Source organism: Sphingobium xenophagum, assembly GCF_031457465.1.
Taxonomy (GTDB): Bacteria; Pseudomonadota; Alphaproteobacteria; order Sphingomonadales; family Sphingomonadaceae; genus Sphingobium; species Sphingobium xenophagum_A.
On sequence record NZ_JAVDWV010000007.1, the window covers coordinates 61657 to 74454 of the forward strand.

Genomic DNA, 12798 nt, shown 5'->3' on the forward strand with positions numbered 1-12798 from the left:
CAATGCGCATCGTCGTAGATATGCAGCCCTGCCAAAATGGCAGTCGCCATCGCGGCATTGGCCGATACGCCATGTCGATGGTTCGGGCGATGGTCGAATCAGGCAGAAACCACGAATTCATCATCGCGCTCAATCGGTCCTTTCCTGATTCCATTGCCGATATTCGTCGCGCCTTTGATGGCCTGCTTCCGCCCAGCGCGATCGTCACTTATTCCGTGCCGCCGATGGCGACCGCCGCCGATCCGTTCAACGCCTGGCGTAATCGCGCCGCCGAAATGGTGCGCGCGCATTTCCTTGAAAGCCTGTCGCCGGATATCGTGTTCATCCCCAGCCTGTTTGAGGGCTTTTGGGACGACACAATTGTATCGGTCGAGCGTGACGCGCCCTATCTGACTGTCGTAACGCTGCATGATCTGATCCCGTTGGAAGATCCCGCCCGGCATTTGGGTGGGGAACATGATCGGGCGGCCTATTTTCGTCGCCTCAACGATGCCCGTCATGCCGACCTGCTGTTGGCGGTGTCCCGCTATGCGGGGGATGATGCGATCGCCAAGCTCGGCATTGCCGATCACAAGGTGGTGGTCGCCTATGGCGGGGTGGACGATCAGTTTCGCGCGCCCGCATGGGATGCCGCGCAGAAGGCGGCGTTGCTGGAAAAATACGGGATTAGCCGCCCCTATGTGTTGACCGCCAGCCCGCTGGAACCGCGCAAGAATATCGAAGGGCTGATTGCCGGCTATGCCAGCATGGCCAAGCGCGTGCGCGAACGGCATCAGCTTGTGCTTGCCGGCAAGATGGACGGCTTTGCCCAGCGCTATATTCACGATCTGGCCCGTGGCGAAGGCCTGGACCCCGAAACCATCGTTCTGCCGGGCTTTGTGTCGGACGCCGACCTGCCCGCGCTTTACCATTATAGCAGCACATTCGCTTTCCCCTCGTTCAGCGAGGGCTTCGGCCTTCCCCTGCTGGAGGCCATGGCGTGTGGCGCGCCGGTGGTGGGGTCTTCGCGCACCAGCATTCCGGAAGTGGTGGGGCGCGTTGACCTGGCACCCGATCCCGCCAATATCGTCGAAATCGGACAGGCGATCGAGCGCATCCTGACGGACCGGGCGTTCGAAAGGCAATTGCGCGACTTCGGACCGCGCCGCGCCGCCCAGTTCACCTGGGAAAAGTCGGCTGTCGTCGCCCTGGACGCGCTTGAGCAGCTATGGCGGGACAACCGCATGACCGTATCTGCCAAGGCACCGGCGCTCGATCCCGTAACGCCCACGCGCATGTCCATGGCCCTGTTGACGATGGATGTGCCGGCCGAACATCGGCTGGCCGGGCTTAACAACGCGCTTGCCGCCGCGCTCGCCGACAAATTTGATCTGACCATCATCACCACTGGCCGGATGCCGACAAGCGAGTGGCTGCGTGCTAATTGCGCCATCCGAAATGTGGATTGGTTCGAAACCCACGGCGACCAGTTCGACCATATTCTGTACAGCGCGGACCTTATGGCGGATGCCGCCTTTCGCCGGTTGATGCGTCGCCAGAAAGGCGATCTGATGCTGGCGGCGCGTCTGGGTCATCCCGGTGCCGATACGCTGACCGGCCGTCGCCTGTTCGATGGCGCTGAACTGGCCATGTTCGAGGCATCCGGTTTTGGCGGCCTGTCGCGCGTCGCTGCCAATCAGGTGCCTGTGGAGGCGATGGTCGATCTGCTGGTGCGGGATTTGGCGGATCGGGCCGACAGCCTGTATGTCGAGGCGGACTCGGCTGTGGACGATGCGGCGTGCCGCATGTCCATCCTACCCATCGCGCTCTCCGATCAGGCGCGCCAGGCCTTATGCGATAAGGTCGGCCTCCCGGCGGAGGCCGCTGTCATCGTTGCCGTGACGCAGGATGACGATGCCGCTACGCGGGTCATTCAGCATTTTCGTATGGCCGTCGTCGATATGGCTGATGCGCCGGCGCTGGTGGTTTTCTGCAAGGAGGATACGCCGCAACGCGACGGTTCGACGGTCAGCAAATTGGTGTCCGGCATCATCCGGGTCACCGGCGATCTGGATGCCCTCTATTGCGGGCTGCTCTCCGCTGCCGATGTCCTGATCATGGACGGCCGCTTGCCCGAAGCGATCCGCGCCAGGATCGAGATTGATTGTCCAGCGCCGCGCCTGTGCCCGATGGAAGCGCTCGATAAGGCGATGTTGATCGACATGGTCGACAGGGTGAGAAAGATACTGCCGGAGGGGAACATCACCGGCGCGTCCAATCCCGGTGCGGTCGATGTCGCGCGTCAGATCAGCGTGCTTCCGCCAAAGCGGCACCGCCGGGCAAATGGATTGAGCCGTTTCATCGCGCGATTGCCGGCTGACGTGCGGGGCAGGCGGCCCGATGGCAACGACCTTGCCAAGGTCGCCGTGGCGCTGGCGCGCAATGAGGCGCATGCGCAGCCGCCGCAAATCTATATCGACGTGACCGCCTTTGCGAAACCCGATCCCACCCACCGGCTCGATCGGGTGACCAAGGACTGGCTTGAGGCGGTTTTCCAGCGCGGCGGCAACAGGGTTAAGGCCGTTTATGCCCATGGCGATAATTTCGTCGTCAGCAATCAGTTTGCCGCCCATGTGTGCAATATCGCCAATAGCTGCCTGAGGGATCATCTGCTCCGGCCGCAAATCGGCGATCATATCCTTGGTTCGGATTTGCTGCATTCCTTTGCGAAGGGCAGCTTCGACCTGCTGCGCGCGGTGCGGAATGACGGCGTCGCGCTGGACTATATCATTCTCGATAGCCTGGCCTTTCAGCGCGATGCTTTGCGGCCGTTGTTCGCCCACATCCTGATGACATGGATCGAGGAAGCGACCCCGACAAATGGCATGACATTGGCGGGCCTGTCGGTAGAGCAGGCCAAGGCGCACTCGTCCGAGTGGACGGAACGCCATACCTGCGTGCAGGCCTTGAACGACGCCCATATTCCGGTGGCGGTTCTGGATGGACCGGCGCTTTTGGGCGATTCGTCGTCCATGCCCGATGCCCGCGCTCATTTGCCAGCGACGGTGGTGGAGGCCATTGAGAGGTGGGACGTTGAACGGCGCAAGCCGCTCTCGCTCTCTCGCGGCGGCACCCATGCGGCGGATCTGGGCCATGTGGTCGCCGGGCATATATTGGGCAGCTACAGCCTTGCGATCATCAATCGGATGCTGGCGCGATCGCTGGAGGCGAGTTTCCCCGGTCAGGCGCGCTTCCTGGCCATCGAAACCGACCCGATAGATCATACCGAGGGCGTGCCAGCCGATGAAAAGCCGCTCATGATCGAGCTGGCGACGCGGACGGCACCCGATGAAGGCAATGAAGTCGTTATCAGCCATCATTATCCGGTCATCATACCGAGCGGCTCCTATCGTTTGATGATGGCGCTGTTCTTTTGGGAGGAAAGCGCCGTTCCTCACCAGACGGTTCAGCTATTGGCCAAGAGTTTCGACGCGATCATTTCGCCGGCGCGCACGGTGACCAATGCGCTGCTCGATTCCGGCTTGCCTATTCCGATCGCGACCATCGGCCAACCGGTCGACATCGAACCCTATCAGGCGCTGGCCAGTGCGCGGCGCGCACGCGGCAAGCAGGTCCGTTTCCTCCATGTCTCCTCCTGCTTCAAGCGCAAGGGCATCGACGTGTTGCTGGAGGCATGGGCGAAGGCCTTTACGGCGGCCGATCCGGTGTGCCTGATTATCAAGACCTTCCCCAATCCGCATAATGATGTCGAGCAGCAACTGGCGGACCTGGGCAGACGCTATCCCGATCTGGCGACAGTGGAGATCATCAATCGTGACGTCGAGCGTGAGGAATTGCTGCAATTCTATGCGGACGCCGATGTCATGGTGCTGCCGTCGCGGGGCGAGGGCTATAATCTGCCGGCGCTTGAGGCGATGGCGTCGGGCCTGCCGCTGATTGTGACCGGCCATGGCGGGCAGCGCGATTTTTGCAGCGAGCGGGAGGCGCGGCTGATCGACTATCGCTTTGCGCGTTCGGAAAGCCATGTCAGCGGGCATCATTCGCTGTGGGTGGAACCCGATGTCGACGATCTCGCGGCGGCGCTGCAAGAGCAGGCCGATCCTGACCAGGCGGCGGTGATCGAGGAGCGGCGGCAACGCGCGCTGGCGGCTGCCGCGCGCGAAAGCGACAAGATGGCCTGGCTCCATCGCTATACGGCGATGGTGGAAAATCTGCTCGATCGGGCCGATCGACAGAAAGCGCGGGTCGCCTGGGTCAGCACATGGGGCGTGCAATGCGGTATCGCCCAATATTCCCAATATCTTATCGACCATTTCTCACCCGCCGCCCAACGCGAGATGACCATTTTGTGCGACCATCGCACGGCGCGGCATATGCCCTCGATCACCCGGCATATTCCCTGCTGGGCGGCCGACAATGTGCCCAAGATTGATGATATATTGAAGGCCGCCGATGATGTTCAGGCCGAAGCGCTGGTCATCCAGCATCAGGATGGGCTGCTGTCCTGGGATCAGCTTGGCCGCATGGCGTTCGATGATCGTCTGGCTGGAAAAGTAACGGTGGTCGTCCTGCACAATGCCGGAAACATGGTGAGGGCCAGTGCACAGGAATTGACGACATTGCTGGAGGGGCTAGGCAAATTCAGCCGGGTATTGGTCCACAATATCGCTGACATGAATTTCCTGCTGTCGATGGGGCTAAAGCATAATATCGGGCTGTTGCCCCATGGTGCCTTCGCGCCGGACCAGGCACCATGGCCCAAGCGTTTCAGCCAGCAGGACGCGCCGATCATTGGCTGCCATGGCTTCTTCTTCCAGCATAAGGGGATAGACAAGCTCATTCGCGCGGCTGCTATTCTGCGTCAGGAATGGCCCAATCTCAGGCTCCGTCTCGTCAATGCGCAATTCCCTGGAGAAGGGCACCAGGCCTATATCTCCGAGTGCAAGGCGCTGGCGCAATCGCTGGGCGTCTATGATGCGATCGAATGGCATCAGTCATTCATGCCGATCGAGCAGGTGAATAGCCTGCTGTCCGACTGCGACATTATCGCGCTGCCCTATAGCGAAAGCACGGATTCAGCGAGCGGTGCTGTGCGCGTCTCGCTGGCCAGCATGGTGCCGCTCGTGGCGACGCGGGTGAAGATATTCGCGGAACTGGGCGATGCTGCGGCATGGGCGGACAATAATGAGCCGGAGGTGCTGGCCGATGTCATCGCCGAGCTGTTGCGCAGCCCCGAAATGCGCCGCACGGTGCAGGCCGCGATGCATGAATGGCTCCACGCCCATGACTGGAGCCGCGTGGCGGGAATGCTGGAGGGCATGATACAGGGGCTGGTTCAGGAAAAGCGCCTGCACTGGGACACGAGCCGTATGCAGTCTTGAGGGCCATGGCGTCTGATCCTTCCCTGGTGGAGGGTCAGACGCCTTGCGCTTAAACGGCTATAGCGTCGCTTCGATCTCGCGCGCTGCCATGTCGGGATTTTCCGCCAGGCTGATCGGCCGCCCCACCACCAATATCGACGCACCCCGGTCCAGCGCCTGGCGCGGGGTCACGGCGCGTTTCTGGTCGCCCATTGCGCCGCCAGCGGGCCGCACGCCCGGCACCACGAAAAAGCCGTCATGCCAGGCCTTCTTGGCCATCGCCACTTCCTCGCCCGAACAGACGATGCCGTCCAGCCCGGCGCTTTGCGCGAGGTCAGCGAGCCGCCGCACCTGGTCCTCGGCCTTACCGCCGACCCCGATGTCGAGCAGGTCGCCATCGTCCAGGCTGGTCAGCACGGTCACCGCCACCACCTTCGTATTGACGCCCGCCGCCGCCTTGGCATCCTCCAGCATGGCGCGGCCGCCTGCCGCATGGACGGTCAGGATCGCAGGCTCCAGCAGATGCAGCGCCTGCACCGCCTTGGCCACCGTATTGGGAATATCATGCAGCTTGAGGTCGAGAAAGATCGGCAGGCCGAACTTCATCATCTCCAGCACGCCATGATGGCCATGGGCGCAGAAAAATTCGAGGCCCAGTTTCAGGCCGCCGACATGATGGCGCACCTGCCCGGCCAGATGTTGCGCCTTGGCGAGGTCTGGCGTGTCGATGGCGACATAGATGGGGCTGCTCATGCTGGTCCTGCGGGCGAAAGAGGCGAGGGTGGGGAAGGGGTCGGCGTTACCGGGGTCAACGCCGGACCTGCTGCTGCGGGAGCCGCAGGAGCGGGTTCTGCGGCCACGGCGGCTGTCTCGACGGGGCTGGCGGGTGCCAAAGGCGGCACAGGCGGCGTGGTGACCGCTGCCAGCGCCCGTTCGGTGCTGTCGAGCCGCCGCTTCAAGCGCCAGCGTGTGGCGCGCGCCACGATCCAGAAGGGCAGGGCACCCAGAAGATAGGCACCGATCAGCAGGACCGGCAGCTTGGTTTCCATCACCAGATCGCCCCACAGGCGAACGGTCACGGGAACATAATTCGCCATGCAGAAGAAGGCGAGGGCGACGGCGATGACGACCCAGAAGGCAGTCCGCAAAAATTGCATCGGCTTTACCTCATGCTGCTGTTGCGATGCAGCTTAGGCGATCCTTGCGGATTTCGGAAGCGCCTGATCGCTTTTGTCGATTTCGATGCACATGGACAGGCTGCGGGTTGCGCCGGGGGGCTGTATCGCCATGCCGTCGGCCCGGTTCAGGGCGTCGGGCATATGGCTGACTGGCTCCAGGCAAAAGGCATCGGAGCCGGGCGGCCGATAGACATGCAGCCAGTCCGCGCCGCTCGCCGTCAGCATCAGGCGCAGCCCGTCCCCCCGTTCCACGATCGCCAGACCGTCCCAGCCGCCGTAGACATTGTCGATCAGGCTGTCGCCCTGCACCGGGGCGAGCCGCGACCAGTCGCCGAGCGTGTCGGCAGGCACGGATCGTTCGGGCAGCATGTCAGGGGTGGACAGCCACAGGCTGCCCGCCGCGAATTGCAGGCGCGTGTCGGCATCGGCGTGAAAATAGGGATGAAAACCCAACCCGACCGGCGCATCACCATCAGCATCATTGGTCAGCGCCAGCGTCAGGACGATCGCATCGGGGCTGAGCGCAATATGCTGCCGCGCGGTAAACGCCCATGGCCAGCGCGCATCCGGGCGATGTACCAACGTAAATTGCGCGGCATCATCGCTCTGTTCCGTCACCGCCCAGCCGCTTTGCCAGCCATGGCCGTGGAGGCTGTGCGGATGATCGCCGAAATTGAGCGGCAGGTGATAGTCCTGCCCTGCGAAACAGAAGCGCCCGTCCGCGATGCGATTGGCATAGGGCACCAGCGGAAAGCTCGCCATATCGAGCGGATCGACGCTCCCCTCCGGCGCGCGCCGCAACAAATCGGTGCCATCGAGCGCGAGCCAGCGCAGCGCCCCGCCGCAAGCGGGCGAGAGCGCTGCCTCCAGCCCTCCCGCCCGCAACAGGATCGTCTCGTTACTCAGCCGACCATATCCTCTAGCTCGCGACCCTTGGTCTCATACACCATCTTGCGCACGAAGAAGAAGGAGATCGCGGCGAACAGGGCATAGCCCATATAGGTCCATACCAGCCCCGGCGAGACGGCCAGCGAAGGGAAGCTGACCGAAATCGCTGCATTGGCGATCCACTGGGCAAAGCCGGCGATGGCCAGGCCCGAACCGCGAATCTGGTTCGGGAACATTTCGCCCAGCATCACCCACATGATCGGACCCCAGCTCAGGTTGAAGAAGATCACATAGAGATTGGCGGAAATGAGCGCCATCAACCCGTTATGGCCGGGCAGCGACACCGCGCCATCCGCGCCGGTGACGGCGGTGGAGAAGGCATAGGCCACGACCGACAGCGTTACCGCCATACCGGCCGAACCGATCAGCAGCAATGGCTTGCGACCGATCTTGTCCACCAGCGCGATCGCGCCAAGGCACGCGCCGATCGACAGCACGCCCGACAGGATGTTGATCTGCAGCGCATTGTCTTCGGAAAAGCCCACCGCTTCCCACAGCGTCGCGCCATAATAGAAGACGACGTTGATGCCGACCAACTGCTGGAACACTGCCAGGCCAATGCCGGTCCACACGATCGGACGGATCTTGCCGCTCGTCTTTTCAATGAGGTCGGACAATTTGGGCCGGTGGTGATCGGCGGCGAGGCTGGCGCGGATTTCCGCGACCTTGCGTGCGGCTTCCAGCGGGCCGAACAGCCGGGTCAATACCACTTCGGCGTCCGCATCCCGGCCGCGTGCGACCAGATAGCGGGGGCTTTCGGGGATGAAGAGCAGGGCGACGAGATAGATAGCGGCAGGAATCGCCTGCAACCAGAACATCCAGCGCCACGCCGGGAAGTCGAGCCACAGCGGCGCGGTCGATCCGCCCGCATAGCGCGCCAGCACGAAATTGGCGATGAACGCGCCGGTCAGGCCGGAAATGATCATCACCTGCTGGACGCTCGACAGCCGCCCGCGCACCGCCGCTGGCGTGACTTCGGAAATATAGACAGGCGAAATGACGCTGGCCGCGCCCACGCCCAGGCCGCCGATGATGCGGGCGAAGATGAAGATGGCGGATGACCCGGCCGCGCCCGCCAGCAGCGCGCTGACGAGGAACAATATGGCCGCCAGCATCATGACGCCGCGGCGACCGATGAGGTCGGCCATCCGTCCCGCCATGAACGCGCCGACCGAAGAGCCGACCAGAATAGCGCCGACATTGATGCCGATGCCCAGCTTGCCCAGGTCAAAGGCGCTTTCCAGCCCCTTCTGCGTGCCATTGATGACACCCGAATCATAGCCGAACATGAACCCGCCGATCGTCGCCACCGCGACGATCGCTGCGATGAAGGCCATGTTGACCTTCTCGGCGCTCCCCTCATTCATCCGTCATTCTCCCAAATCTTATATCGTTGCGACATGGCCCGGCAATCCTGCGACGCCGGGGTCGAAGGCGAACAGATCACCCGCAAGGGGCTGCTCTGTCAACGCTGTCATGTCCAATCCCTTGCGCGCGGTCGTGGCATAGGCGACCGACAGGTCGTCGCCGCCGAACGCGATCTTGGTGATGTTGGCGACGGGAAAGCGGATTTCGCGTATCAGCGTGCCCGCCGGATCATAGCGCCGCACCGCCCAGCCACCGAAGAGGCCCGTCCACAGGCAGCCTTCGGCATCCACCGTCGGCCCATCGGGATAGCCCGCGCCATCCTCAATCGTTGTAAAGAGCGACGTTTCGCCGATCGCGCCATCGGCGTCGAGCGTGGTGCGCCAGATATGGCGACCGAGCGTATCGGTATGATAAAGCGTTCGGCCATCGGGCGAAAGCGCCGGACCATTGGTGATGGAGACCGGGGGCAGGCCGACATTGACGCAGGTGCCCTGATGCAACCGATAGATGTGACCGCTATCAGCCTTTTCCGCATCATCCATAGATCCGAACCATAGCGCCCCGTCCGGCGCAACGGTCGCGTCGTTGAGCCTGTTGCCGGGCAAATGCGCTTCGGGTGCGTGCAGCAGTCGGAAGCTGGCGCTCGCCGGGTCGAAGCGGTGGATGCCCGACTGCAGCCCGACCGCGAACATGCCGTCAGCGGTCGGCACGATCCATCCGACCTGTCCGGGCGTGGTCCAACTCCGCGCAACATTGAGCGCGGGGTCGAAACGGTGGACGCAATGGCCCTTTATATCCACGAACCACAGCGCGGCGTCGCGTGCGACCCAGATCGGGCCTTCGCCCAGTATCGCGCCGACGCTCAGCACGCTTTTTGGCGTTGGCCCGACCATCTCAGCGCCAGCCGGCATCAATGAAATAGTCATGGCCGGTGCAATAGCGGGCATCGTCCGACGCCAGGAACATGGCCAGCGCGGCGACGTCGACCGGCATGATGCGCCCGTCCAGGCATTGCGCGGCGACGATTTCCGCTTCGCCTTCGGGCGTGTACCATTTGAGCTGGCGCGGCGTTTTGACATTGCCCGGAATGATCGTGTTGACGCGGATATTGTCGCGGCCAAGGTCGCGGGCCAGGCTGCGGGTCAGCCCCTCGATCGCCGCCTTGGCGGTCTGGTACAGCACCAGTTCGGGCAAGGCGAGGTGCCAGCTGATCGACCCGAAATTCAGAATCACGCCACCGCCCGCGCGCTTCATCGCCGGAACGGCCGCCTGCGCGGCGAAGAACAAATGGCGCAAATTTACCGCCATCCGCTCGTCCCAATAGGTCGGCGTAACCTCTTCGATCGTATGGCGATCATCATTGGCGGCATTGTTGATCAAGATGTCGATACCGCCCAGTTCCGCCTCGACCTGCGCCATCATCGCCTGCACCGCGTCGATGTCGCACAGGTCGATCGCGTGAAAAATCGGCGTGAAGGCCGCATCGCTAAGGCGCGCTACCAGCGCTTCGCTCTCGGCCACGGCGATATCGCAAAAGGCGACATGCGCGCCCTGCGCAACAAACCCCTCGACCAGTCCCTCGCCAATACCGCTGCCACCGCCACTGATGAACACCCGTTTGCCCGCAAGGCTGGGGTAGGATGCGCGTTTCATGCGTCGGCTTTCTCTTTGGCGGCTTTCAGCAGGCCGCGTTCGGCCAGGTTCATCATCAGCGCGGTCAGGCCATAGGTCCATGGCGTCGCGTCCTTCGACGTCACGACTTCGTTCACCAGCTTGCCGAGGCGGGGGGTGGCGATAGCAACGATATCGCCGACCTTGTGGGTAAAGCCGCGACCCGGCTCGTCGCGGTCCTGCACCGGCGCGAACAAAGTGCCCAGGAACAGCGCGAAGCCATCGGGATATTGATGCTCCGACATGGTCTGGCGCATCAGCTCCAGCGGATCGCGGCTGATCTGGTTCATGCTGCTGCTGCCCTCCAGACGATAGCCTTCCGGCCCGTCGATGGTCAGCGCGACTTCGGCATTGCGTACATCGTCGATGGTGAAGCCGTCGTCGAACAGGCGGATGAGCGGACCCAGCGCGCAGGAGGCATTATTGTCCTTCGCCTTGCCGAGCAGCAGCGCCGAGCGCCCTTCGAAATCGCGCAGATTGACGTCATTGCCCAGCGTCGCCCCGATAGCGCTCCCGGCCGAATTGCCGATCAGCACGATTTCAGGTTCCGGGTTGTTCCAGGTGGAATCGGACCGGATGCCGATCTGCGCGCCCGCACCCACGGTCGCCAGCACCGGCGCCTTGGTGAAGACCTCCGCATCCGGGCCGATCGCGACCTCCAGATATTGCGACCACAGATCGTCTTCGATCAGCGCCGCCTTGAGCGCGGCGGCCTCAGGCGATCCGGGCACCACGGCGCGGATCGACCCGCCGACCCGCTCTTCCAGGCGGCCGCGAATGGCCGCAGCGGCACCGGCATCGCCGCGCGCCCGTTCCTCGATGACGCGCTCGATCGCCGAAAGGGCAAAGGTCACGCCCGCCGCCTTGACGCATTGCAGGTCGACGGGGCTGAGCAGCGGGAGTTCCAAAGAATCGAGCGCACCCAATGCTTCGCCGCCATCGCTGCCGAGCGGGAGCATCTCCACCAACTGGGCGACGGTGGGGGCCACCTTGCTCATGTCATAGGCGATGCCTTGATCGACCAGGATCGGGCTGGGGCCAGCGGCTGTCAGCACGCGACCGAGAAAGCGGCCCGCGCGCCAATCGGCGGGCAGGGCGTCGAGCAAGACATGGTCCCCCGGCATCATCAACTCCTAAACAAATACTCTTGATTGATAGCGCTACCAACATAAATCCGGGGATGAAGTCAAGGGGGCACGTCGCGAATCTTCGGCTATCGCTGCCATCCCGCCCTGCGCTCATGACGGTGTATGGAAAAAATGCTTGCCCGCGCGCGCAGGCGCATATGTCATCTTTTCATCGTTGCCGGACTTTGCCATAACCTGTCTCATTATGGATAACTCAGACAAGGGCGCGCCGCAGGACGGCGCAGATGATGCTCCCGCCGCAGGATTGCCGGACGATGAGCCTACCACCCTGGATATGGTGAACGCAGTTAGCCGTTCGATAAGCAAGACGGCCTGGACCGGCGCGGCGGTAGGCATCGGCTCGGCCGCGATCGTCGCAGCGCTGCTCTACACCCGCAAGCGGTCCTGATACGCGCAAAAAAAAGGCGGCATGGCGTTGCTGCCATGCCGCCGTCGGTGCGACCCGACTGACCCTTATCCCTTCCTTCGTGACAGGTCGGGAAATTCTCGTCTGTGTCAGCCCGCGCCACCGCTCAGATAGGTGACGAGTTCAGGCTTGCTGATCGTTGCATTCTTGTCGGTATCAGCGGTCACAAAGGCTCCGTTGGCCCAGGCGGTGACCTCCGCTTCGGGAAGGGTCTGACCCGTGGCCTTGGTTTCCTGCGCCTTCAGCGCCACCATCCAGCGGGAAAATTCCGTCTGGCTGAGCTTGCCATCACCATCTGTATCATAGGCCGGAAATTCGGTATCAACGATGGTCGCCACCGTGTTGGCGGGATTGGCGGGCGTCGCCGCCTGCGGTGTTGCCATTTCGGGCTGGGCCGGGGCAGTCTGTGGCGTGGCGGTATCAGGCATCATATCTTGCTGCGCCATGGCGGGCGCGGCGATGGCCAGAGCGGTAGTGAACAATAGAGTGCGGATCATGACAATCTCCTCTTAAGCGACCCGTTTTTCGCGATATTGAATTAGCATCAATACTGCTTGAATAGTGCAATAAGAATAGATGAACTGCCGCTATTGTTCCTGAACATCCATTTATCTTGCCCCATTCGTCTTGCGAATCGCGTCAATTCATCTTGTTTGGCGTATCGGCTGCGTGCGGCATGCCGACCGGCACGGATAGGGCCGCCCGCCGATTTGCCCCGC

Annotated in this window: 10 protein-coding genes; 2 read left to right on the top strand and 8 right to left on the bottom strand. The window is 62.7% G+C overall.

The features are described from left to right. The first annotated feature begins 2 nt into the window (after positions 1 to 2). Positions 3 to 5381 carry a glycosyltransferase gene (locus J2W40_RS08670; protein WP_310223663.1) on the top strand — a complete coding sequence of 1793 codons (5379 nt, stop codon included), beginning with the start codon at positions 3 to 5 and terminating at the stop codon, positions 5379 to 5381. Between the two features lie 57 nt (positions 5382 to 5438). On the opposite strand, the gene pyrF is transcribed toward J2W40_RS08670, so the two are convergent. The 7 genes from pyrF to J2W40_RS08705 are packed head-to-tail and all read right to left on the bottom strand — an operon-like array spanning position 5439 to position 11649. Continuing rightward, entirely contained in the window at positions 5439 to 6113 is a 675-nt protein-coding gene (gene pyrF / locus J2W40_RS08675; RefSeq protein WP_310223665.1) for an orotidine-5'-phosphate decarboxylase, read from the bottom strand. Next, positions 6110 to 6517: a lipopolysaccharide assembly protein LapA domain-containing protein gene (locus J2W40_RS08680; protein WP_310223667.1), complete on the bottom strand. Its 408-nt coding sequence runs from the start codon at positions 6515 to 6517 to the stop codon at positions 6110 to 6112. The genes pyrF and J2W40_RS08680 overlap by 4 nt, the downstream gene beginning before the upstream one ends. A gap of 33 nt (positions 6518 to 6550) precedes the next feature. Beyond that, positions 6551 to 7423 (bottom strand): aldose 1-epimerase, encoded by an 873-nt coding sequence (locus tag J2W40_RS08685; protein WP_310223669.1) that lies wholly within the window; start codon positions 7421 to 7423, stop codon positions 6551 to 6553. Positions 7424 to 7440: 17 nt separating this feature from the next. Continuing rightward, entirely contained in the window at positions 7441 to 8853 is a 1413-nt protein-coding gene (locus J2W40_RS08690; RefSeq protein WP_310223671.1) for a sugar porter family MFS transporter, read from the bottom strand. A gap of 18 nt (positions 8854 to 8871) precedes the next feature. Continuing rightward, positions 8872 to 9780, bottom strand: coding sequence for an SMP-30/gluconolactonase/LRE family protein (locus J2W40_RS08695; RefSeq protein WP_310223672.1), 909 nt, complete (start codon positions 9778 to 9780; stop codon positions 8872 to 8874). Further along, complete coding sequence (gene xylB / locus J2W40_RS08700) at positions 9749 to 10507, bottom strand: D-xylose 1-dehydrogenase (RefSeq protein WP_069066577.1); 759 nt, start codon at positions 10505 to 10507, stop codon at positions 9749 to 9751. Before xylB ends, J2W40_RS08695 begins: the two co-directional genes overlap by 32 nt. Then, positions 10504 to 11649: a fumarylacetoacetate hydrolase family protein gene (locus J2W40_RS08705; RefSeq protein ID WP_310223935.1), complete on the bottom strand. Its 1146-nt coding sequence runs from the start codon at positions 11647 to 11649 to the stop codon at positions 10504 to 10506. Before J2W40_RS08705 ends, xylB begins: the two co-directional genes overlap by 4 nt. 208 nt (positions 11650 to 11857) lie before the next feature. On the opposite strand from J2W40_RS08705, the gene J2W40_RS08710 reads away from it, so the two are divergent. Beyond that, positions 11858 to 12061: a hypothetical protein gene (locus tag J2W40_RS08710; protein ID WP_310223675.1), complete on the top strand. Its 204-nt coding sequence runs from the start codon at positions 11858 to 11860 to the stop codon at positions 12059 to 12061. Positions 12062 to 12168: 107 nt separating this feature from the next. Here the strand turns inward: J2W40_RS08710 and J2W40_RS08715 are convergent, their stop codons facing one another. Further along, a complete protein-coding gene (locus J2W40_RS08715) occupies positions 12169 to 12576 on the bottom strand; it encodes an EF-hand domain-containing protein (RefSeq protein ID WP_310223677.1) in 408 nt (135 codons plus the stop codon). Positions 12577 to 12798 lie beyond the last annotated feature (222 nt).